19 protein-coding genes and 1 pseudogene are annotated in these 20,979 nt (G+C 72.7%); 11 read left to right on the top strand and 9 right to left on the bottom strand.

Features of this window, described 5'->3' with window-relative positions; genetic code table 11:
• Positions 1-73: 73 nt before the first annotated feature.
• The 3 genes from HCJ92_RS11700 to ilvA all read right to left on the bottom strand — a co-directional run bounded on the left by HCJ92_RS11700 (position 74) and on the right by ilvA (position 3,500).
• The gene (locus HCJ92_RS11700; RefSeq protein WP_167933454.1) at positions 74-937 is read right to left on the bottom strand and encodes an ABC transporter permease; all 864 of its coding nucleotides are present in this window, start codon (positions 935-937) and stop codon (positions 74-76) included.
• 2 nt (positions 938-939) lie between these two features.
• Positions 940-2,001 carry an ATP-binding cassette domain-containing protein gene (locus HCJ92_RS11695; RefSeq protein WP_167933450.1) on the bottom strand — a complete coding sequence of 354 codons (1,062 nt, stop codon included), beginning with the start codon at positions 1,999-2,001 and terminating at the stop codon, positions 940-942.
• 257 nt (positions 2,002-2,258) lie between these two features.
• On the bottom strand, positions 2,259-3,500 hold the full coding sequence (gene ilvA / locus HCJ92_RS11690; protein ID WP_167933449.1) for a threonine ammonia-lyase: 1,242 nt from the start codon (positions 3,498-3,500) through the stop codon (positions 2,259-2,261).
• Positions 3,501-3,809: 309 nt separating this feature from the next.
• Between ilvA and HCJ92_RS11685 the strand changes: the two genes are divergently transcribed.
• Positions 3,810-4,310, top strand: coding sequence for a MarR family winged helix-turn-helix transcriptional regulator (locus HCJ92_RS11685; protein ID WP_245240798.1), 501 nt, complete (start codon positions 3,810-3,812; stop codon positions 4,308-4,310).
• Positions 4,311-4,571: 261 nt separating this feature from the next.
• Here the strand turns inward: HCJ92_RS11685 and HCJ92_RS11680 are convergent, their stop codons facing one another.
• Positions 4,572-5,720, bottom strand: a complete 1,149-nt coding sequence (locus tag HCJ92_RS11680) for a cystathionine gamma-synthase (protein ID WP_167933447.1) — start codon at positions 5,718-5,720, stop codon at positions 4,572-4,574.
• Between the two features lie 209 nt (positions 5,721-5,929).
• Here HCJ92_RS11680 and HCJ92_RS11675 point away from each other — a divergent pair, with 209 nt between their 5' ends.
• From HCJ92_RS11675 to HCJ92_RS11655, 5 genes are all read left to right on the top strand, one after another.
• Positions 5,930-7,153, top strand: coding sequence for a hypothetical protein (locus HCJ92_RS11675; RefSeq protein ID WP_167933446.1), 1,224 nt, complete (start codon positions 5,930-5,932; stop codon positions 7,151-7,153).
• A gap of 24 nt (positions 7,154-7,177) precedes the next feature.
• A complete protein-coding gene (msrA, locus tag HCJ92_RS11670; protein ID WP_167933445.1) occupies positions 7,178-7,840 on the top strand; it encodes a peptide-methionine (S)-S-oxide reductase MsrA in 663 nt (220 codons plus the stop codon).
• A 122-nt stretch (positions 7,841-7,962) separates the two neighbouring features.
• On the top strand, positions 7,963-9,135 hold the full coding sequence (locus tag HCJ92_RS11665; RefSeq protein ID WP_167933444.1) for a sensor histidine kinase: 1,173 nt from the start codon (positions 7,963-7,965) through the stop codon (positions 9,133-9,135).
• Entirely contained in the window at positions 9,132-9,842 is a 711-nt protein-coding gene (locus tag HCJ92_RS11660; RefSeq protein ID WP_338054134.1) for a response regulator transcription factor, read from the top strand. Before HCJ92_RS11665 ends, HCJ92_RS11660 begins: the two co-directional genes overlap by 4 nt.
• A 207-nt stretch (positions 9,843-10,049) precedes the next feature.
• Positions 10,050-11,693, top strand: a complete 1,644-nt coding sequence (locus HCJ92_RS11655; RefSeq protein ID WP_245240797.1) for an alpha/beta hydrolase — start codon at positions 10,050-10,052, stop codon at positions 11,691-11,693.
• Positions 11,694-11,864: 171 nt separating this feature from the next.
• Here the strand turns inward: HCJ92_RS11655 and HCJ92_RS11650 are convergent, their stop codons facing one another.
• Positions 11,865-12,176 (bottom strand): hypothetical protein, encoded by a 312-nt coding sequence (locus tag HCJ92_RS11650; protein ID WP_167933443.1) that lies wholly within the window; start codon positions 12,174-12,176, stop codon positions 11,865-11,867.
• Between the two features lie 107 nt (positions 12,177-12,283).
• Between HCJ92_RS11650 and HCJ92_RS11645 the strand changes: the two genes are divergently transcribed.
• Together HCJ92_RS11645 and HCJ92_RS11640 are read left to right on the top strand one after the other, a co-directional pair.
• On the top strand, positions 12,284-12,475 hold the full coding sequence (locus HCJ92_RS11645; RefSeq protein ID WP_167933442.1) for a hypothetical protein: 192 nt from the start codon (positions 12,284-12,286) through the stop codon (positions 12,473-12,475).
• Between the two features lie 406 nt (positions 12,476-12,881).
• Positions 12,882-13,756: pseudogene (locus tag HCJ92_RS11640) on the top strand (IS5 family transposase); the annotation flags it as partial.
• Positions 13,757-14,061: 305 nt separating this feature from the next.
• Here HCJ92_RS11640 and HCJ92_RS11635 read toward each other — a convergent pair.
• Positions 14,062-14,388, bottom strand: coding sequence for an ArsR/SmtB family transcription factor (locus HCJ92_RS11635; protein WP_167933441.1), 327 nt, complete (start codon positions 14,386-14,388; stop codon positions 14,062-14,064).
• A gap of 177 nt (positions 14,389-14,565) precedes the next feature.
• Between HCJ92_RS11635 and HCJ92_RS11630 the strand changes: the two genes are divergently transcribed.
• Positions 14,566-15,708 (top strand): FAD-dependent monooxygenase, encoded by a 1,143-nt coding sequence (locus HCJ92_RS11630; protein ID WP_167933440.1) that lies wholly within the window; start codon positions 14,566-14,568, stop codon positions 15,706-15,708.
• A gap of 328 nt (positions 15,709-16,036) precedes the next feature.
• Here the strand turns inward: HCJ92_RS11630 and HCJ92_RS11625 are convergent, their stop codons facing one another.
• The gene (locus HCJ92_RS11625) at positions 16,037-16,648 is read right to left on the bottom strand and encodes a TetR/AcrR family transcriptional regulator (RefSeq protein ID WP_167933439.1); all 612 of its coding nucleotides are present in this window, start codon (positions 16,646-16,648) and stop codon (positions 16,037-16,039) included.
• A 112-nt stretch (positions 16,649-16,760) separates the two neighbouring features.
• Here HCJ92_RS11625 and HCJ92_RS11620 point away from each other — a divergent pair, with 112 nt between their 5' ends.
• Positions 16,761-17,459: a hypothetical protein gene (locus HCJ92_RS11620; RefSeq protein WP_167933438.1), complete on the top strand. Its 699-nt coding sequence runs from the start codon at positions 16,761-16,763 to the stop codon at positions 17,457-17,459.
• A gap of 114 nt (positions 17,460-17,573) precedes the next feature.
• Positions 17,574-19,148 (top strand): alpha/beta hydrolase, encoded by a 1,575-nt coding sequence (locus HCJ92_RS11615; protein ID WP_167933437.1) that lies wholly within the window; start codon positions 17,574-17,576, stop codon positions 19,146-19,148.
• On the opposite strand, the gene hutH is transcribed toward HCJ92_RS11615, so the two are convergent.
• Together hutH and HCJ92_RS24340 are read right to left on the bottom strand one after the other, a co-directional pair.
• Positions 19,145-20,713 (bottom strand): histidine ammonia-lyase, encoded by a 1,569-nt coding sequence (gene hutH, locus HCJ92_RS11610; RefSeq protein ID WP_167933451.1) that lies wholly within the window; start codon positions 20,711-20,713, stop codon positions 19,145-19,147. The genes HCJ92_RS11615 and hutH overlap by 4 nt on opposite strands.
• Before the next feature lie 38 nt (positions 20,714-20,751).
• Positions 20,752-20,979: hypothetical protein (locus HCJ92_RS24340; protein WP_209311012.1), on the bottom strand; the 228-nt coding region annotated here is incomplete at its 5' end.

Below are 20,979 nucleotides of genomic sequence, written 5' to 3'. Positions count from 1 at the left end.
GATAGACGCCCGGGCCCCGGCGCACCCCGCGTGGCGGGGCGGGCCGGGGCCCGGGCGGCGGGGCGCCGCGGCGTCAGCCGGTGGCGCGCTTGTACTTCCGCACCGCCAGCGTCCGGAACAGCGCGATGATCACGACGCAGAAGATGACGGTCGCCAGCACCGGGTTCTGCAACGGCCAGGCGTCGGGCGCCTGGTAGCCAGGCGGCAGGTTGCCGAACAGCTCGCGGACGGCCAGGACCGCCGCCGAGAACGGGTTCCACTCCGCGACCGGCTGCAACCAGCCCGGCATGTTCTCCGAGGGCACGAACGCGACCGAGATGAACGTCAGCGGGAACAGCCAGATGAGCCCGCCGGAGGTCGCCGCCTCCGGGGAACGCACCGACAGTCCGATGAGCGCGCCGATCCAGGTGAAGGAGTAGCCGAGCAGGAGCAGCAGCACGAACGCGGCGAACGCCTTGACGACTCCGTCGTGGAAGCGCCAGCCGACGAGGAACGCGACGATCGCGAGGACGACCAGCGTCAACGCGGTCTGGGCGAGGTCGGCGAAGGTCCGCCCGGTCAGGACCGCGCCGCGCGCCATGGGCAGCGACCGGAACCGGTCGATGATGCCCTTCTGCATGTCCTCGGCGATGCCCGCGCTGGCCCCCGCGGTGGCGAAGGTGACGGTCTGGGCGAAGATGCCGCCCATCAGCCACTCGCGGTAGGACGAGGCGTCCAGTCCCGCCCCCGGGATGTTGATGGATCCGCCGAAGACGTAGCTGAACAGCACCACGAACATGATGGGCTGGACGAGTCCGAAGACGACGACCTCGGGGATCCGCATCATGCGCAGCAGGTTGCGGCGCGCGACGACGAAGGAGTCGCGGACCGCCTGGCCGACGCCGATGGAGAGGTCGCCCCCGGTGCGGGGCGCGGGCGCCGGGCTCTGTTCGGTGATGGTCACTTGCCCTCCTCCTGCTGGTCGGCGCGGGTCCGGGGGCGGTTCGCGGCGCCGGCCTCGGGGTGGGACTCCGCCGCCTCGGGATCCGTCCCCGGGGCGTTCTCCCGGGACAACGGGGCGTCCTCGGCGCTGTGGCCGGTGAGAGAGATGAAGACGTCGTCCAGGGTGGGGCGCCGCAGCCCGATGTCGTTGATCTCGATCCCTTCGGCGTCGAGTTCACGGATGACCTCGGCGAGCAGCTTCGCTCCACCCTCGACGGGGACGGTGAGCCGCCTGGTGTGGTCCTCGACCACGACCTCCCCCTGGCCGAGCCGTGCCAGGACCTCGCGCGCGGTCGAGAGGTGCGCCCGGTCCTGCACGACGACCTCGACCACGTCGCCGCCGGTGGCGTCCTTGAGCTCGTCGGAGGTGCCGCGGGCGATGATGCGGCCGAGGTCGACCACGGCGATGCTGTGCGCGAGGTGGTCGGCCTCCTCCAGGTACTGGGTGGTGAGCAGCAGGGTGGTGCCGCCGGCGACGAGGTCCTGGATCACGTCCCACAGCGCCTGGCGGTTGCGGGGGTCGAGACCGGTGGTCGGCTCGTCCATGAACATGACCGGCGGGCGGACGACGAGCGCCGCCGCGAGGTCCAGCCGGCGTCGCATGCCGCCGGAGTAGGTCTTGGCGGTGCGGTCGGCGGCCTCGGCGAGGTTGAAACGCTCCAGGAGCTCGCCGGCCCGCTTCTTCGCGTCGCGTCCCGACAGCTGGTAGAGCTGCCCGACCATCTGGAGGTTCTCCCGGCCGGTGAGGTACTCGTCGACGGCGGCGAACTGCCCGGAGAGGCCGATCGAGGCCCGCACCCGGTTGGGTTGGCGCAGCACGTCGATGCCCGCCACCTCGGCGCGCCCGCTGTCCGGCTGGATGAGCGTGGTCAGCACGCGCACCGCCGTGGTCTTGCCGGCGCCGTTCGGCCCGAGCAGGCCGAGGACGGTGCCCTCTGGGACGTCGATGTCGACGCCGTCCAGTGCCCTGACATCGCCGAAGGTCTTGACCAGACCCTCCGCGTAGATGGCCCCTGGCATGGTCTCTCCCGATCTGGGTCTCGTCCGGCGGCCGTCCGGGTGGCCGGTCGGTCGCCACTGGTGGCGGGCGGGCCGGGGCGTCCGACAGCCGACGCGGGCTCCGCTGCCTCTCAGGCTCACCCCGACGGGCCCGGGCCGCCACCCTAGAGCATCGCGATGTATCGCGATATGCCGAGCTGGGTTCTGGCCGCGAACCGACCGTTTCCGGTCGAACCACGACGCTCACCGCGAACAGCCCCCGGTCGCCCGGGTGGGCGTCAGTCCAGGACGGTGTAACCGGCCGAGCGCAGGTCGCCCGCCACCTCGGCGCAGTGCTCGGGCCCCTGGGTCTCCAGCTGGAGCTCGACCTCCGCCTCCTCGATCCCGAGTCCGGGATCGATCCGGACGTGGTTGACGGCGAGCACGTTGGCGTCGGCCCGCGACAGCTCCCCCAGCAATGCAGCGAGCACCCCCGGGCGGTCCGGCAACCGCATCCGCAGCGACAGGTAACGGCCCGCCGCGGCCATGCCGTGCCGGAGGGTGCGCTGGAGCACCAGCGGGTCCACGTTGCCGCCGGAGAGCAGCGCCACCACCGGTCCGCGGAAGGCCGCCGGCTCGCTGAGCAGCGCCGCGACGGAGGCCGCCCCGGCGGGTTCCACCACCATCTTGGCCCGCTCCAGGCACAGCAGCAGCGCACTGGAGAGCGCGTCCTCGGAAACAGTGCGGACCTCGTCGACCAGTTCGCCGATGATGCGGAAGGGGACGTCGCCGGGGCGCCCGACCTTCATGCCGTCGGCCATGGTGGCGACCCGGTCCAGGGAGACCGGCCGCCCCGCCGCCAGCGAGGGCGGGTAGGCCGCCGCTCCCTCGGCCTGCACGCCGACGACCCGCACGTCCGGCCGGATGGACTTGATCGCCAGCGCCACCCCGGCGGCCAGGCCGCCACCGCCGATGCCGACGACCACCGTCCGCACCTCGGGGCACTGCTCCAGGATCTCCAGTCCCACCGTGCCCTGGCCCGCGACGACGTCGGGGTGGTCGAAGGGATGGATGAAGACGGCGCCGGTCTCCCGCGCGTACTCCTGCGCCGCGGCCAGGGTCTCGTCCACGACCTGCCCGTGGGTCCGCACCGTCGCCCCGTACTCGCGGGTCGCGGCGACCTTGGGCAGGGGCGCGCCCACCGGCATGAACACGGTCGAGGCCACCCCCAGCAGGGAGGCGGCGAGTGCCACGCCCTGCGCGTGGTTGCCCGCGCTGGCCGCCACGACCCCCCGGGAGCGTTCCTCCGCGGAGAGGCCGGCGATGCGCGTGTAGGCGCCCCGCAGCTTGAACGAGCCGGTGCGCTGGAGGTTCTCGCACTTCATCTGCACGGGGCCGCCCACCAACCGGCTCAGGAACCGGCTGCCCTCCATCGCGGTGACGCGGGCGACGCCGGACAGGGTCTTCTGTGCTTCCCGGACGTCTTCGAGCGTGGGGAGCGGGGTCACGGGAGGGTTGCCCCCGGGGAGGTTCGCAGCCATGGGCACAGTTTCGCAGCAGGCCACGGCGGTGCGCCGTCCGCCGGGGGCCGGGGAGTTCCGTCACGCACTGTCATGCGTTCGAAACCCATACGGGGCGGCGCGGCCCCCGCCGGGCACCCAACGGCCCGCGGTCCGGAGCGCGGACCTGGTCGCCGGATGACGGTGCGGAGCAAATACCGTTACGTCACGGCGACTTCGCACCACGGGGACGACTGTGCCCTCCACGGCACGCGCCGCGTACTCTGTGGCGCATCTCGCGCCACCCCCCACGCCTGACCCTTCACTCCATCAATGCCAGGTACCCCTCATATGACACCTGAAGTCGCAGAAGACACCGCGTCGCCGAACACGGTCGACCAACTGCTGGACGCACTCCAGCACGAGGTCGCCGTGTTCGCACGTCGCGCCGAGCAGACCCGGCTCGGTGGCCTGGGTCCCGCCCGCAACTCCATGGACCGGGCGGCCTACCTCCTCCTCAGCAGGCTCGACCAGGCCGGACCGACCGGCGTGAAGTCCCTCGCCTCCGGCATGGGCATCGACTCGTCCACCGTCACCCGCCAGGTGGCACCGCTGGTGGACTCCGGGCTGGTCGACCGTGCCGCCGACCCCGACGACGGCCGGGCCGTCGTCCTCCGCCTCTCCGCCCGGGGCAGCGCCCGGCTGGACGAGGTGCGCGCCTCTCGGCGCAAGCTCATAACAGCACTGACCGACGGCTGGACCGATGAGGAGAGGGAGGTCTTCCACGGGCAGCTGATCCGCTTCAACGACGCCGTGGCGCGCTGGCAGAGCGCACCCGGCACGCCACGCTGACGGCTTGACGGCCGCGGTCGCGCTAGCCACGCGACCGCACGGGCCGGGACCGCCCGACGTGCCATCGTCCCCGCCGGCGCGGGAGGGGCGGCACCAGGGCGGTACGGGGGAGCACACGACACGACCACAGGCCGAGGGGCCGCCGGGAGGTATCCCGGCGGCCCCTCGGCGCGCCCGGCGGCAGCGGGACGCCGCGCCCGCACCCGCACCCGCACCGGCACCGGCACCGGCACCGGCACCGGCACCGGCACCCGCAGGACGTCAGCCGAGCGCCTCGGTGAGGTCGGCCAGCAGGTCGTCGACGGCCTCGATGCCGACCGAGAGCCGGACCAGGTCCGCCGGGACCTCCAGCGCGGAGCCGGCGACCGAGGCGTGCGTCATCCGGCCCGGGTGCTCGATCAACGACTCCACCCCGCCGAGCGACTCGCCCAGGGTGAAGACCTTCGCGCGGTCGCAGACGGCGACCGCCGCCTCCTCACCCGCGGCGACACGGAAGGAGACCATGCCGCCGAAGTCCCGCATCTGCTTGGCGGCGGTCTCGTGGCCGGGGTGGGACTCCAGCCCCGGGAAGTGGACCGCACTGACCTTCGGGTGCGCGACCAGCATCTCGGCGATCCGCGCCGCGTTGGCGCAGTGCCGGTCCATCCGCACGGCGAGGGTCTTGATGCCGCGCATCACCAGCCAGGCGTCGAACGGCCCGGCGATCGCCCCCATGGCGTTCTGGTGGTAGGCCAGTTCCTCGCCGAGCGCCGAGTCGGAGACCACCAGGGCGCCGCCGACGACATCCGAGTGCCCGCCCATGTACTTGGTGGTGGAGTGCACCACCACGTCCGCGCCCAGCGACAGCGGCTGCTGGAGGTAGGGGCTGGCGAAGGTGTTGTCGACGACCAGGCGCACCCCCGCGGAGCGGGTGATGTCGGCGAGCGCCGCGATGTCGCTGATGCCCAGCAGCGGGTTGGACGGCGTCTCCACCCACACCATGCGGGTCTCGGGCCGCAGCGCCGCCCGCACCGCAGCGGGGTCGGAGGTGTCCGCCACCGACCAGGTCACGCCCCAGCGCTCCACGACCTTCGCGATGAGCCGGAACGTGCCGCCGTAGGCGTCGTCGGGGATGACCAGGTGGTCGCCGGGGCTCAGCACGGTGCGCAGCAGGCAGTCCTCGGCCGCCAGACCCGAGGCGAAGGCGAGACCGCGGCGCCCCCCTTCCAGGGCCGCGAGGTTCTCCTCCAGCGCGGTCCGGGTCGGGTTCGCGGACCGGCTGTACTCGTAGCCGCCGCGCAGGCCGCCCACCCCGTCCTGCTTGTAGGTGGACACCTGGTGGATCGGGGGGACCACGGCCCCGGTGGCCGCGTCGGGCTCCTGCCCCGCGTGGATGGCCAGGGTCTCGAAGTGCTGGCTGCGCTCGTTCATGGGGACACCGTAATGCCGCCCGGGGCCCCGGTGTTCCTCCTCGGCGCGCACGCGCCGGGACGGGTCGGGGTGCACCGGCACACACCGGTCCTCGCGGGTGGCGGACACGGGGCGGGGCCCTGCCTTTAGGGTTGAAAGGCACCGGGGGCGACGTGGACGAGCTCCGCACCCCGGGTGACATCGAACCTGTGAGCGAGGAGCTGCGCGCCATGGAAGCCTTGTGGCTGTTGATCGCACTGACCGCCATCTTCGGGGTGGCCGTCCTGCCCGCGATCCGCCGGCGGCAGGAGCGGCGGGCACTCGAACAGGCCGCCGAGACCGCGCAGGACATGACCCGCCCGGCCGGCTCCGGCCGACCCCGGCAGCAGAAGTCCGGCGGCGTCTCCCTCTCCAAGGAGGGCGACGCCGACGGCGGCCGGACCGGCGGCTCCGTCTCCTCGGGCGGACTGGTCGCCGTGGACGACCTCGACCTGCGGCTCCCCGGCCCCGACCAGGAACTGGTCGACGCGCTGGAGGAGGCGCAGCGGACGCAGGACTGGCGGCCCGCCGGCCGGCTGCTGGCGCTGACCGACGACGACGAGCAGCGCTGGCAGCGGGTGCAGTCCCTGGCCGGGGCCGCCGCCATGGAGCTGGCGCAGTGGCACGGCGAGCACGGCCCCGCTTCGGGGGAACCCGGTCACCCCGACGCGCCGGCCGGGCCCGGCTCCCGGCGTGACGCGGGCTGGCTCCGTGCCTGGCGCGCGGACGAGCCCTCCGACGCGGGCGGCGCGCAGGTGTACGCGCAGTTCCTCGTCTGGCAGGCGATGTCGAACACCGGGTCCGCCGACAGCCGGATCATCCTGGAGGAGGCGCGCACCGCGGCGGCGGACGCGGCGCTGCTCGCTCCCGACGACCCGACCCCGCACATCACCGAGCTGTTCGTGGCGCGCGGGCTGAGCTACCGCAAGGCCGACTTCGAGGCGGTGTGGTCGGAGGTCACCCGGCGCAGCCGCGACCACATGGGCGCGCATCTGGCGGCGCTCAGCTACTGGTCGGAGAACTGGCACGGCTCCAAGGAGGAGGCGTACGGCTTCGCGCAGAGCGCCGCCGGCGCCGCCCCGCCGCGGTCGCTGCTGCCGGCGCTGCCGCTCTTCGCCGTATTCGACCACCTCCCCGACGTCCAGCTCTCCCCCAGCATGTACAGCGGCGCGACCATCGGGGACGCGCTGGAGGCGGCCCGGTTCGCGCTGTCGAACACCCGGCCCGACCACCCGGTGGTGCCGCACGTCCGGCACCTGCTGCTGTGGTTCCTCGTCCGCGCCGAGCGGTACGAGGAGGCCAAGGAACAGGTGTGGGCCGTCGATGGTTATGTAGGGGCGCTGCCCTGGGTCAACAGCGGGAACCCGGCGCAGGAGTACGCGGCCTTCCGGGCCGTCGCCATCGGACGCCGCTGAGCCGACACACGCCAGGAGATCGTCATGCTGTTCGGTATGAAGGACCGGCTCCCCACCGCCGAGGAGGCCCTGCCCGGCCGCCACGAGCCGACGTTCCGGGTGCCGGAGCGCCACACCGTCCTGGGCAACCCGCTCCAGGGCCCGTACCCGGACGGGTTCGAGGTCGCCGACTTCGGGCTGGGCTGCTTCTGGGGAGCGGAGCGGAAGTTCTGGCAGACGGAGGGCGTGTGGACCACCCTCGTCGGTTACCAGGGCGGTATCACCCCCCACCCGACCTACGAGGAGAGCTGCACCGGCCGCACCGGGCACGCCGAGGTCGTGCGGGTGGTCTTCGACCCCGCGCGGGTGAGCTACGAGGAGCTGCTGCGGGTCTTCTGGGAGTCCCACGACCCGACGCAGGGTTTCCGGCAGGGCAACGACATCGGCACCGCCTACCGGTCGGCGCTGTTCACCCACTCCCCCGCGCAGGACGCGACCGCCCGCGCCTCCCGTGAGGCGTACCAGGCGGTGCTGGAGCGGGCCGGTCACGGCCGGATCACCACGGAGATCGGGTCCGCGGCCGAGAACACGTTCTACCCGGCCGAGGACTACCACCAGCAGTACCTCGACAAGAACCCCGGCGGGTACTGCGGCATCGGCGGCACGGGCGTCTCCTGCCCGATCGGCGTGGCGAAGGCCGACGGCTGACGCACCCGGCCGCGCGCCGCGCCGGAGCACCGGGCGCGGCGAACCGCGGGACACCCGTGGCGACCCGTGCCACCGGCCGCTGTGGGGCCGTCGTGCCGTGACCGCGGCCTAGGATCGGGCCGATGGGCGACACGACGGGAACGCGGGAGTGGGCACCCCGGCAGGTGGTGGTCGACGCCGGCCTGTTCCTGCTGGCGGCGGCAGTGGCGCTGATCACCGTGGTCCAGCAGGCGAACGACCCGGTGCCGGTCTCCGACTGGGTCCTTCAGGTGGACGCGGTCACGGGCGCGGTGGGCTGCGTCGCGCTGTGGTGGCGCCGCCGGTTCCCGTTCGTGCTCGGCGTCGCCCTCGCGGTGGCGAGCGCGTTCGCCGAGACGGCCGCGCCGGCGGCGGTCGTCGCGTTGTTCACCGTCGCGGTGCACCGCTCCACGAGGGAGACGGTGACGGTCTGCGCCATCAGCCTCGCCGCGATCACGGCGTACCAGCTGCGCTGGCCCGAGACGGGGGCACCGGTCCTGTCGGTGTTCACCGCCATCGGCCTGGGGCATCTCGCCACGGTGGCGTGGGGGCTGTCCGTGCGCAACCGCCGGGCGCTGGTCGCGTCCCTGCGGGAGCGGGCGGCGGCGGCCGAGGTAGAGGCGCTGCTGCGGGCGGAGCGCGCCGAGCGGGAGGCGCGGGGAGCCCTCGCGCGCGAGATGCACGACGTCCTCGGCCACCGGCTCTCGCTGCTCAGCCTCCACGCGGGCGCCCTCCGCTACCGTCCCGACGCGCCGGCCGAGGACCGGGTGCGGGCCGCCGAGGTCGTCCGGGAGAACGCCCATCGCGCGTTGCAGGACCTCCGCGAGGTCATCGGGGTGCTCCGGGCGCCGCTGGGCGAGCTGCCGCTGCCGGGCGTCGCGGACCTCCCGGAGCTGATCGACGAGGCCCGCCACGCCGGAACCGCGGTCGAGCTGCGGGACGAGGCGGGGGTGACGACAGGCGGGCTCGACCTCCCGGAGACGCAGGGCCGGACGGTCTACCGCTTGGTGCAGGAGGGGCTGACCAACGTGCGGAAGCACGCCCCCGGCGCGCGCGTGGTGGTCCGGTTCGCCGGGCGGCCCGGCGACCACGTGACCGCCGAGGTGGAGAACACGGCGGCGGCGCCGCGGACCGGCGCGCGGCCCCTGCCCGACGCTTCCGGGCAGGGGTTGCGCGGGCTGGCGGAACGCGCCCGGTTGGTGGCCGGGCGGCTGGACCACGGGCCGACGGAGTCCGGCGGCTGGCGGGTGGCGCTGCGGCTACCCTGGCCGTCGTGACCGATCCCCCGCCCGTCGACGACGCGGTCGGCCGCCCGCCCGTCATCGACGTGCTGGTGGCGGACGACGACCCGCTGGTCCGGTTCGGGCTGCGGATGATGCTGGGCGGCGTCGCCGACCTGCGGGTGGTGGCCGAGGCGGGCGACGGCGCCGAGGCGTTGCGGCTCGCCGAGCGGCACCGGCCCGACGTGGTGCTGATGGACATCCGGATGCCCGGCACCGACGGGCTCGCCGCCACGGCGACGCTGCGCGGCCGGTCGTCCGCCCCGCAGGTCATCGTGCTCACCACCTTCGACACCGACGCCCACGTGCTGCGTGCGCTGCGGGCGGGCGCGGCGGGGTTCCTCCTGAAGGACACCCCGCCCGAGGAGCTGGTCACCGCCGTCCGGCACGTGGCGCGGGGCCGGCCCGTGCTCTCCCCGGAGGTGACGCGTCGGCTCATCGCCCGGGTCGCGGAGTCGGACCAGGAGCAGGACACGGCGCGGGACGCCGCCCGGCGGCGCCTGGCCGCGCTCGCCGACCGGGAGCGGACGGTCGCCGCGGAGCTGGGCGCCGGGCGCACCAATGCCGAGATCGCCGCGCGGCACCATCTCGCCCTGACCACGGTCAAGACGCACGTCTCGGCGATCCTGAGCAAGCTGGACCTCAACAACCGCGTGCAGGTGGCGCTGCTCGTGCAGGAGGCGGGGCTCATTCCCCCGGAGTGACGGGTCGGCGCCGCCGTCGTACCCCGCTCGCCGCCCGCGGCCTCCCGGGTCCGGGTCCGGTCCCCGAGCGCGCCTCGCCTCCTCCTCCCGGCCGGCCGTCGGAAACACCCGAGGCGGCGGAAGCACGACCCGTGCTCCTCCTTCGGTCGGCGCATCCGGACCCTTCGGCGGAGGTCGGCGGCGGACCGCCCGCCTAGCGTCGGCGGCATGCTTCCCCCACCTCGACACGCCCCTTCGCCATCGATGTCCCTGCGGATCGCCTCGGCACTGACCGTCGCCGTGCTCGCCGTCACCGGCTGCACCGACGGGACCGGCACGGCGAAGGCCGCCGGGCCGGACGACGCCGCCGCTGGGAGCCCCGGGTCCGGCGCCGCCGCGCCGACCCCGGACCCGGCCGTGTGGGAGGAGTGCGGCACAGGGCTGGACTGCGCCACCGTCGAGGTCCCGCTCGAGTACACGGACCCCGACGGCGAACGGATCGCCCTCGCCGTGACCCGGCACCGGGCCACCGACCCGGACCGGCGCATCGGCAGCCTGTTCATCAACCCGGGCGGCCCCGGGGTGCCCGCCACCGGCACCGTCGAGTCGATCGACGCCGACACCGGTGAGGGCCCCTACTCGGCCGAGGTCCTCGCGCGGTTCGACGTCGTCGGTGTGGACCCCCGCGGTGTCGGCCTGTCCGGCGCCGTGCGGTGCCTCACCGACGAGCAGCGGGCCGAGCAGGCGGCTGAGGACCGCGACCCCGGCGTCCCGGGCGGGAAGCCGTTCGCCGAGCTGCTCGCAGACGCCCGGACCTGGACGGAGGGCTGCCTGGACCACCAGGACGCCGAGTTCCTGGCGAGCCTGTCCACGGACAACGTGGCCCGGGACCTCGACCAGGTGCGGGCGGCGCTGGGCGAGGACCGGATCACCTTCTACGGCGCCTCCTACGGCACGGTGGTGGGTCCGATGTACGCCACGCTGTTCCCGGACCGCGTGCGCCGCATGGTGATCGACGGCCCGGTCGACACCGAGCTGTGGCAGAACGACGCCCTGCGGCTCCTGGACGACGTCGCGCGCTCCAACGAGGAGACGCTCGACGCCTGGTTCGCGACCTGCCGGGAGGAGGGCGTGGCGGTGTGCCCCTTCGGTGACGGGGCTCCGGAGGACGCGTTCGACGCCCTGATCACCGAGTTGGAGGCGGCACCGCTGGAGGTGCCGCCGGTCGAGGGCCTCACGCCGGGCGGCACGCTCGACGGCGCGACGGCGCTGGAAGCGGTGCGGGCCGCCGCGGGCGCCCCGGTGCTCTGGCCCGCGCTCACCTCCGGTCTGCTGGCCGCGCAGCAGGGCGAGGGCACCGGTCTGCACGTCATCGCCGCCCTGGTCCCGGTCGCGCCGTTCGGCGGACCCTTCGCGACGCTCCAGGAGCCGCACACCGGTGTCCGGTGCGTCGACTGGCCGGAGTTGGACGACCTGGCCGAGCACCACGCCGCCGCTGAGGAGATCGCCGAACGCGGCGAACGGCTCGGCAGCCGCGCCGCCTACTCCGCGCTCACCTGCGCGCTGTGGCCCGTCGAGAACGAGGACCGCGTCACGCGGGAGCTCACCGGCGCGGGCGCACCGCCGATCCTGGTGGTCGGCGGCCGACTGGACAACGTGTCGCCGCACCACTGGGCGGAGGCCATGGCGCAGCGGCTGGAGGGCGCCGTCCTACTCACCCGTGAGGGCGTCGGCCACACCGCGTACGGTTCCGGCGGTGAGTGCGTCGACACAGCGGTGGACGCCGCACTGATCGACGGGGTACTGCCCGCCGACGGCACCGTCTGCGAGGCGCCGCCCGCCACCACCCGGCCGCAGGCGCCGCAGCCGTAGCCGCCGTCGGAGTCGGGCGGGTCGGCGGGTCGGCAAGGGCGCAGGGGCGCAGGGGGCGCAGGGGCGGCACCCTCCGCGGCGCCCGTAGGCCCGGCCGCCGCGACCACCCCGGGTGACGGTCCGCCACCGGCCTGCCCCGCACGTCGGTCACCCGGCGTCACCCTCGCGGGGTCAGCGGTACCAGTCCGCGTCGGGGTCGGCCGAGGGCTCGCCGTCGGCTTCGGTGGGTTCGCTGCTCCACGACGCATGAACCAGTTCGACGCCGGGTAGGTCCCCGATCAACGCGGCCGGTTCCACCAGATAGGCCACCGCCTCCGCCGGCTCCCCGGCGACCGCGTCCCGCGCGGCCAGACGCTCCGCGTCCGGCATCAACTCGTCGGCGTCCACGCGCTGTCGGGCGACGGAAGTGAGCCGTTCCGAATCGGCCACCTCCAGTACGAGCTCGACATGCAGCCGGACATATCGCGATTCATCTGCACTCATGGACCGGAGCCTAGGTCCCAGCCCACGGGCCCCTTTCGTGCGACCCGCGGCGGGTCGTAACATCGCTGCGCACGCCGCCGGTTCGCACCACTTCCAGGAGTACTCCCGTGGCAGATCAACACCCGGCCGTCAGCCGTCGCCCCCTGGTCATGGGGGTGGTGGCGGGTTGCGTGCTCTGCGGGGTCTGGCTGCTGCCGTCGCCACCCTCCGGGGACGAGGCGCAGCATCCGGCTTCCGACGCGGAGCTGAGTCAGCAGGACGAGATCCGCCCCGTCTCGACGATCGAGGGCACCCGCTGAACGTCCGCCGGCGGCGCCGCCGGGTCAGGCGCCGCCGGTGGAACCCCTCGGTCCGCCGTCACCGGATGTGACCGAACTCCCTTCACACAGAGTGAAGTTGATGCAGCAGCCCGCGGGTCGCGCCGGGACGGCGCGGCCGGGGCCCGCACCCCGCCGCGCCGCGACACGCCACAGTGCGGTCGGGACACGTCCTGGGCGCGCGGTTCGCACGGGTTGGCGACGCGGCCGGCGGGTGGCTGGCCGCACAGCGGAGCATCGCAGCTCCTACCCGTCGTACTCGCGCGAGGCTCCGACGCGGCGAGATGCCGTGCCGGACGCCGCGGGCCAGGCGGGATTGATCAGACAGGGCCCAGGGCGTGTCCGGCGGATCGTGTGACGTTCTGACCGGTCGCTCGTTGGTTGGGTCATGGGTCGGGGGGATGTGACGGATCGCGAGTGGTCGTTGCTGGAGCCGCATCTGCCTTCGCCGGGTGGTCGGGGTGGCTGGTGGAGCGATCACCGGATCGTGCTCAACGGGGGCCTGTTCCGGGCCCGTACCGGTGTGCCATGGCGCGATCTGCCGGAACGCCACGGTTCGTGGAAGACCGTCTGCGAGCGGCATCGCCGCTGGTCCGTGGACGGCGCCTGGGACCGGCTCTTGCAGGCGGCCTGGGCCGACGCCGACCTCGCCGGGCGGATCGACTGGGGCACGGTCGGCTTCGACTCGGCGTGCTGCCGGGCCCACCAGCACACGGCCGGCTCCCGCGAGGCCAAGCCCCGGCTCCCGAAAAGAGGACGACACCCCGGCACCACCGCCCCGATGAGGGACTCGGACGGTCCCGGGGCGGCCCGACCTCCACGATCCACCGTGCCGGTGAAGGCGGCTGCCACCCCTTGGCTCTACTGATCACTCCGGTTCAGTGGGGTGACACCCCGCAGATGATCGAGGTCCTGGACCGGACCCGGGTTCCCCGCCCGCTGGTCGGGCGGCCCCGGACCAGGCCCGATCATGTCAGCGGCGACACGGCTTACAGCTCCCGCCGCAAGCGCCGCTACCTGCCGAGACGGCGCATCAGGCACACGATCCCCGAGCCGAGGGACCAGCGGGCCAACCGCCGACGCAGAGGCAGCGCGGGCGGCAGACCTGCTGGCTTCGACCGCGAGCGCCACCGGCGGCGCAACGAGATCGAGCGGACCATCAACCGACTCAGGAACCCCCTCACGGTCGCCACCCGTTACGACAAGCGGGCCCACGTCTCCCACGGCACGGTCACCGCAGCGGCAGTCCGCATCCGGCTCCGCCCACGACCCGCCGGACCGTGCCCAAGCGTGGTGATGGCCGCATCACAGAGGAGCCGGCACGAGCTGCGCCTGCCGCCGGGCGGCCAGCGGTGCCACCGCACCCTGTGCACGAGGTGACGTGCGGTCACCTCACGGGCGAGGATGTGCGAAGGGGAGGTGGGCGGGTCAGCCCCGGCCGGGCGAACGAGCATGTGGTCCCGGCAGGACGACGTGGACTCGACACCCACCCCTCCATCAGGGAGCGGCGCGATCTGACCTCGGTACTACTCGCGGCTCGGGGCCGACCCGGGCCCCCGGCGGTGTACTCAGCGAGGAGCGGTGTCGGCCGGGGGTTCTGCTTCCAGCAGCGCGAGCAGCCCGGGGAATCTTCCCTCGATGTCCGCGCGTCTCAGTCGGATGCCCTTGCGGTTGCCGTAGTCGATCTCGTCAATGAGACCCGCCTCGCGCAGGACCCGGAAGTGGTGGGTCTGGGTCTGCTTCGAGACCGAAAGACCGAACGAGTTGCAGCCCCGTTCACTGTCGCCGTGATCGGCAGCCAACTCCGTCATCACCGAACGACGATGCCTGTCGGCGAGGGCACGAAACACCGCACCCAGATCGTGGGCATCGCCCTCCGGGCCAGCCTGGTTCATCCCAACCACACGTCTCCCTAGGTACGACTTGCATCATACCCAAAAGGCGTGCTTCCCTTAGGTACGAAACCGATCGTACCTTGGTCCGGTCGCACCGTCCCCGTGCCCACGCTCCCCCAGAACCGACCCGGCGCCCACCGGGGGCCTGGCCATCGAACCTGCCGAGAGGTCATCGTCATGAATAAGCCCGAGGTGCTGATAGTCGGTGCCGGAATCGCAGGGCCCGCACTCGCGTACTGGCTCTCCCGCAATGGATACCGGCCGACGGTCGTCGAACACGCCCGGCAGCTGCGCTCCGGCGGTAGCGCGATTGTCGTGAAGGGGCCCGCGATCCCGGTCGCCGAGCGCATGGGCATCCTCCCGCAGCTCCGCGAGCTGGCCACCCGCAATCGGTCGCTGACCCTGCTCGACCCCGGTGGCAGGCGAATCTTGCAGCTCCCTCTCACGTCGGACACGGTGCCGACGGTCGAGGTGACCCGAGCCGACCTCTCCGAGGTGCTCCACCGGTCGGCACAGACCGAGGCCGAGTTCCTGTTCGACGATACGGTCGTCGCTCTCGACCAGGACGAAGGCGGAGTGGACGTCACCTTCCGGCGGTCCGCGCCACGGCGCTTCGACCTGGCCGTCGGTGCCGACGGGATGCACTCCACCGTTCGGCGCCTGGTATTCGGACCCGAAACGCAGTTCGCGAGCGACCTGGGCCTGTACGGCGCGACCGTCCCGCTGGAGTCCGACGTCATCGAGGACCCGACCGAGATGACGATGCTGACCGTGCCGAACCGCATGCTGGTCCTTCACCCCTCGCGGACCACCCCGCTCGCGATTTTCACCTTCCGGGCTGCACGGCAGGCGCCCCACGACCGCAAGAACATCGCCCTTCACAAGCGGACCGTGGCCGACGCCTACGCCGACGTGCGGTGGCGGGCACCGGAACTCGTGGCGGCGTTCCTCGACCACCCGGCTCCGTTCTTCGACCCCCTCACTACCGTCCGGGTGCCCTCGTGGTCCCGGGGACGGGTCGTACTGCTCGGGGACGCGGCGGGGGCGACAGCCCTGCTGGGTGACGGGTCCAGCATGGCGATGGCGGGCGCGTACGCCCTCGCAGAAGAGCTCGCCACCCATCCCGGTGACCATGCCCGCGCGTTCGCCGCCTACGAGTCGCGGCTCCGCCGCGAGGTGGACCCGCGGCAGCGACGCGTCGGCCTGCTCTCCAGACTCATGGTGCCCCGCACCCGGCCGGGCCTCGCGATGCGCAACGCGGTGGGCCGCGCGGTCGGTCGCACGAACAGGATCGCCTCTCGCGAAGCCGCGAACCAGTAGACCGGGTCCGCGCACCGACCGCGCACCGGCCGGTGCGCAGCCCCGCCACCCACTGCTCCCGGCACCCGCCAGAACAAGGGCCCCGCCGGCGACGACGTCCCGCGATGCGGAGGTGAAGTACTGGGCGGAAAACGGCACGCCAAGGCGCCGACGGCACCATCCGGCAGTCCGCCCGCGGTCGGCGTCTCACACTGCGGCACCGTCGACACAACGGCACCCACGCCAGGGCCCGTTGCCTCGACGAGCAGGGGAGCACTGCCTCCCGAAGACCCGCTTCTCGCGTTCGACGGCCTCCGCGGTGTGCCTGGTAGCCCCTCCAGGCGCCGCTCTAACGCCCATCGCGGGCCGGGGAGTGGGAGCGTAGAACTCGTTGCACTGCTGCTTCTGCAACGGAACGGACATCCTCCTCGCGCAGTGGCTCAGCAGACAATCCGGCGCTGAACGAAAGGCCTTCGATCAAGGATTGGAGATGTAGCGCCTCGCGGTCCAGGACCTCCTCCTCGATCGAGCCGGAAGGCAGGGCCTCGAGCAGAAGCGACCGGATCGCTTCCCGTGTGGCCGACGAGGTTGCGGCAACCTCTGCAGCAAGCGTGGGATCCGTTCGTGCCATGACCCGGTATTCGACGAGAGCGGCGTTCTCCTTTCGCCCCTGCTCGCTCGTGGGAGCCACGAAGGTGATGACGTCGATGATGCGATTGGCCGGGTCGCTGGAGAGTCTCGGGTTGCGATTCACGGCTCGTTGGATGAGCGTGCTGAGCGTGAATCGCATGACCTCACCCAGGGTGTCGCCGAAGTAGTGGCGGATGCTGCCGACCGCCAGACCGGATCGTGCGGCGATGCGGGCAAGGGTCACCGATCGGAGCCCGTGCGCGTCGATCTCGTCGATGACGGCGTCTGCGACCTGTTCGCGGCGGAGGTCCGGGTCGACTCGTTTCGGCATGACGCCAGCATACACCGACGTAGCATGACTGTGCTACGTTATTTAGCACGAGCAAGCTAGATTGCCTGCCGGGCGGCGCTCCTCGGCGTTCGGGCCCGCGGGAGGGAGAGTCATGAGCGGCATGGAGGATGTCTGGCCCGACAGGTCCGGATCGGGACGTGATCAGGGTGATGCGCTCCTCGGATTCGAAGGGGTCGGGAGCGCGCTCGGGGAGACCGCTCCGCGGCCGGGGTCGCCGTTGCCGCGTTTCCGGCCGTCGCTCTCGCTCCAGCGCACACGCTTCACGGTCGAGCTGGCTGACGGGTCGACGACCACCGTCGACGTGAACCACACATCACAGCGGGCCTCGATGTACCGGAACGACCACCACGTGAAGACCGCCGAGATGCCTGCGCAGTTCGCGGTGGGGCACGACCGGGTAGAGGTTGCTGCGACCCGGTACGGGATGCAGCGCATCCATCTGGTGCACGCGGACGGTACGCAGCGACGTCTCGATGCCGCTCCCGGGACCCCCGAGCACTGGCGTGACCAGCTGTCACGTCGCCACCCGGGGGTGGGCCGGGCGCTGGCCGTCGGTGCGGTGATCGTGCTGGCCGCGAACCTCGCCCTCCTCGCGCCGCAACTACTCGAAACGGTGTCCCACTCGGCGATCTGGGCACGCTATGCGGCGCCGCTCAATTCCCCGGTCGCTCTGCCGGTGTGGGCGAACACGGCGCTTGCCTTCACAGCGGCCTTGGCCGGCGTCGAGCGGGCTCTCACCTTCCGCCACAACCGTCTCCTGGATGTCGACACCGACTTCGTCGACACCTGACGGATGCCACCACCCAGCCGTCACCAGTGACGTCACCCAGAGCTCCTCCACCGGGTCTTTGCCGACGCCACGTCGGACACGCGAACGGACCCCTGACAAGCCCAGGAGAGAACCATGCGGACTCATAACCGAGCGACGAAACAACGAAAAGGTCTTGCGCCAGCCATCGCAATAGCGGCTTCGGCCGCATTTCTGGTCGCCGGCTGCGCGTCAACTGCGCCCCCGGACGAGGACGGACCAACAGAAGACCTCCAGAGCTATCTCGAGCAAGATATCGATTGGGCCGGCTGCTCGGGTAGCGCGACAAACACGATCGATGAGGAACTCTTCGCCAATCCAGAGCTGCAATGTGCCACGATCGAAGTCCCCGTCGACTATGACAAGCCGGACGGGAACACTGCCCAGATCGCGCTTCTTCGCCTTCCGGCGTCGGGTGAAGCGGACGGATCGCTTCTGATCAATCCAGGCGGACCAGCAGGTGCGGGCACGAGCTTCGTTGCCGCAAACCTCCCGCTCTGGCAGGACAGTCCCGTCGCCGAGCGGTTCGACATCGTCGGCTTCGACCCTCGCGGCGTTGGGGGCTCGACGCCCTCGCTCGACTGCTACAGCGACGAGGAGTACGACGCCGGAGAAACGCCCGGCTTCGGGGCCGTGTACGACATCACCACCGCTGCACAGGCGGAGGAGCTCGCCGACCGCTGCGTCGAGGGCTCAGGTGGCGTCGAGAACCTGATCAACGCCGGCTCGGTGAACGTCGTGCGCGACATGGACGTCATGCGTGAGGTCCTCGGTGACGAGAAGCTCACGTTCCTGGGCTACAGCTACGGGTCTGAACTCGGGGCCATGTACGCCGAGACCTACCCCGAGAAGATCCGAGCCATGGCGATCGACGGCGCGGTGGATCCGACCCTGAGCCCGACTGAGCACCGGGTGTCCCAGTACGTCGCAGTCCAGCAGCGCTTCGACGAACTTGCCGTGATGTGCTCGGAGACGCCGGACTGCGTCCTGGGGGCAGACCCGGCCGATGCCAACGACCGCCTCCACGACGTCCTGGAGCCACTGATCGACACGCCGGCGGTCAGCAGCGACGGTCGTGAGGTCACCATCTGGGACGCCTACCTCGGCATCAACGCCGGACTGTACTCGGAGGCGAGCTGGCCCACGATCATCTCCGCGCTCGGCGCACTGGACAAGGGCGAGTCCGACGAGATCCTCGCCCTGCGCGACTCCTTCTACGGCCGCACCGCAGCGGGCGAGCACACCATTGACCTCGACACGAACATCGCGGTGCGCTGCATGGACTGGCCCCGCCTCTCCCCCGAGGAGCAGACCACCGCGGCCCGCGAGCTCGGCGAGATAGCCCCCATGTTCGATCTCGACGAGCTGACCAGCGGCACCTTCCGCGACGAGTGCGAGGCGTGGCCCGCACCGCCCTCCCGCGACCAGCCCTGGGTCACTCCGACCTCCGACCTCCCCGAGACCCTCGTCGTCGCGACCACCGGAGACCCCGGCACGCCGTACACGGGCGGCATCACGCTGGCCGAGACCCTCGGCTCGAGCCTGTTGACGGTCGAGGGGAAACAGCACGGCACCTACCTCATCGCAGGTAGCGAGTGCGTGAACGACATTGTCGAGGCCTACCTGCTCGACCTCGAAACACCGCCCGAGGGCGCTCGCTGCGCGCTCTAGTGCAGCGGCCCCGTCACCGTCTCCGTCGCGCGGACGAGCGAACCGTCGCGGACGAACGCCTCCGCCGCGTCGAGGTCCGGCGTCAGGTAGCGGTCGGGGCCGGCGCCCGCGACGCCGGCAGCCCTGGCGGCGGCCGTCACGGCCCGCCCGGCCGGGCCCGCGTCGAGGTCCCGGGTGGCGGGCAGCGTCCCGCGGAGTTCCAGGGCGCGCGTCGCCGTGTACAGCTCCACGGCGACGACCCGGGTGAGGTTGTCGAGGGCCGTGCGGAGCTTCCGCGCCGCCGACCAGCCCATCGAGACGTGGTCCTCCTGCATCGCGGAGGAGGGGATGGAGTCCACGGAGGCGGGCGCGGCGAGCCGCTTCATCTCGCTGACCAGCGCGGCCTGCGTGTACTGCGCGATCATCAGGCCGGAGTCGACCCCGGGGTCGTCGGCGAGGAACGGCGGCAGTCCGTGGGAGCGGTGGCGGTCCAGCAGCCGGTCGGTGCGTCGCTCGGCGATCGACGCGAGGTCGGCCGCGGCGATGGCGAGGAAGTCGAGCACGTAGGCGACGGGCGCCCCGTGGAAGTTGCCGTTGGACTCGACACGGCCGCCGCCGTCACCGTCGGGGAGGACCACGGGGTTGTCCACGGCTGCGGCCAGCTCGCGCTCGGCGACGGTGCGGGCGTGGTCGAGGGTGTCCCGCCCGGCGCCGGCGACCTGGGGTGCGCACCGCACGGAGTAGGCGTCCTGCACCCGGGGGGCGGCGTCCTGGTGGTGCCCGGTGAGGCCGGAGCCTGCGAGGACGCGGCGCATGTTCTCGGCGCTGGCGGCCTGGCCGGGGTGCGGCCGGACGGCCTGGAGTTCGGGTGCGAGCACGGCGTCGGCGCCGAGCAGGGCTTCCAGGGTCAGCGCCGCGGTGATGTCGGCGGCGGTGAGCAGGCGGCCGAAGTCCGCGAGCGCCATGGCGAGCATCCCGAGCATGCCGTCGGTGCCGTTGAGGAGGGCGAGCCCTTCCTTCTCCCGGAGCTCGACCGGGGCGAGGCCGTGTTCGGCGAGCAGCTCCGCGGCGGGGCGGAGGCGGCCGTCGGGTCCTTCCGCCTCGCCCTCGCCCATGAGGGTGAGGGCGCAGTGGGAGAGGGGCGCGAGGTCGCCGGAGCAGCCGAGGGAGCCGTACTCGCGGACGGCCGGGGTGATGCCCGCGTTGAGCAGGTCCGCCATGGCGGTGGCGACCTCGGGACGAACCCCGGTGTGGCCGGAGGCGAGCGTCTTGAGCCGCAGGAACAGCAGGCCGCGGACCACCTCGCGCTCCACCCGCGGCCCCATGCCCGCGGCGTGCGAGCGCACGATGTTGCGCTGGAGGCGCGCGCGCAGGTCGGGGCCGATGTGCCGGACCGCCAGGGCGCCGAAGCCCGTGGAGACGCCGTAGACGGGCTCGGGCTTGGCAGCGAGGTCGTCGATGATCCGCCGGGCGGCGCCGAGGGCGGCCAGCGCGTCGGCGCCGACCTCGACCCGGGCGTCGCCGCGGGCGACGAGGGTGATGTCGTCCAGGGAGGTGCCGGTGGTTCCGACGACCACGGTATGCATAGCCATATTCAGCAGCGTACGTTCTGAATCAAAGTTCGTCACGGGGGTGCCCACGGCCACCGGACGGGCGGATGGCCGCCCGGGTGCGGCGCCGCACCGTGCGAGGCCGCGCGGTGGGTGCCGGAGAGGTCGGGCACCCACGCCGGGGAGTCGGCGCTCCCCGGCACGGCCACCCCGGTGACGGCCACGCCCGGCCCGGTCACCCCGGGCACGGCCACCCACCACGAGCCACCCTCCGACGCGACCCGCGCGGGGCGCGTCGCGAT

The sequence above is a fragment of the Streptomyces spiramenti genome, assembly GCF_012034385.1.
In the GTDB taxonomy this organism is placed as follows: Bacteria; Actinomycetota; Actinomycetes; order Streptomycetales; family Streptomycetaceae; genus Streptomyces; species Streptomyces spiramenti.
Note: the sequence above shows the minus strand (reverse complement) of the source record. Positions and strands in the feature narration are given on the sequence as shown.

Coding starts and splice junctions, on each gene's coding strand:
- HCJ92_RS11675 (WP_167933446.1), top strand. CDS start 5,930: ATGGAAGCCTTGTGGCTGTTGATCGCACTGACCGCCATCTTCGGGGTG.
- HCJ92_RS11630 (WP_167933440.1), top strand. CDS start 14,566: ATGAATAAGCCCGAGGTGCTGATAGTCGGTGCCGGAATCGCAGGGCCC.
- ilvA (WP_167933449.1), bottom strand. CDS start 3,500: ATGGCTGCGAACCTCCCCGGGGGCAACCCTCCCGTGACCCCGCTCCCC.
- msrA (WP_167933445.1), top strand. CDS start 7,178: ATGCTGTTCGGTATGAAGGACCGGCTCCCCACCGCCGAGGAGGCCCTG.
- HCJ92_RS11620 (WP_167933438.1), top strand. CDS start 16,761: ATGAGCGGCATGGAGGATGTCTGGCCCGACAGGTCCGGATCGGGACGT.
- HCJ92_RS11615 (WP_167933437.1), top strand. CDS start 17,574: ATGCGGACTCATAACCGAGCGACGAAACAACGAAAAGGTCTTGCGCCA.
- HCJ92_RS11650 (WP_167933443.1), bottom strand. CDS start 12,176: ATGAGTGCAGATGAATCGCGATATGTCCGGCTGCATGTCGAGCTCGTA.
- HCJ92_RS11635 (WP_167933441.1), bottom strand. CDS start 14,388: ATGAACCAGGCTGGCCCGGAGGGCGATGCCCACGATCTGGGTGCGGTG.
- HCJ92_RS11625 (WP_167933439.1), bottom strand. CDS start 16,648: ATGCCGAAACGAGTCGACCCGGACCTCCGCCGCGAACAGGTCGCAGAC.
- HCJ92_RS11655 (WP_245240797.1), top strand. CDS start 10,050: ATGCTTCCCCCACCTCGACACGCCCCTTCGCCATCGATGTCCCTGCGG.
- hutH (WP_167933451.1), bottom strand. CDS start 20,713: ATGCATACCGTGGTCGTCGGAACCACCGGCACCTCCCTGGACGACATC.
- HCJ92_RS11665 (WP_167933444.1), top strand. CDS start 7,963: ATGGGCGACACGACGGGAACGCGGGAGTGGGCACCCCGGCAGGTGGTG.
- HCJ92_RS11680 (WP_167933447.1), bottom strand. CDS start 5,720: ATGAACGAGCGCAGCCAGCACTTCGAGACCCTGGCCATCCACGCGGGG.
- HCJ92_RS11685 (WP_245240798.1), top strand. CDS start 3,810: ATGACACCTGAAGTCGCAGAAGACACCGCGTCGCCGAACACGGTCGAC.
- HCJ92_RS11695 (WP_167933450.1), bottom strand. CDS start 2,001: ATGCCAGGGGCCATCTACGCGGAGGGTCTGGTCAAGACCTTCGGCGAT.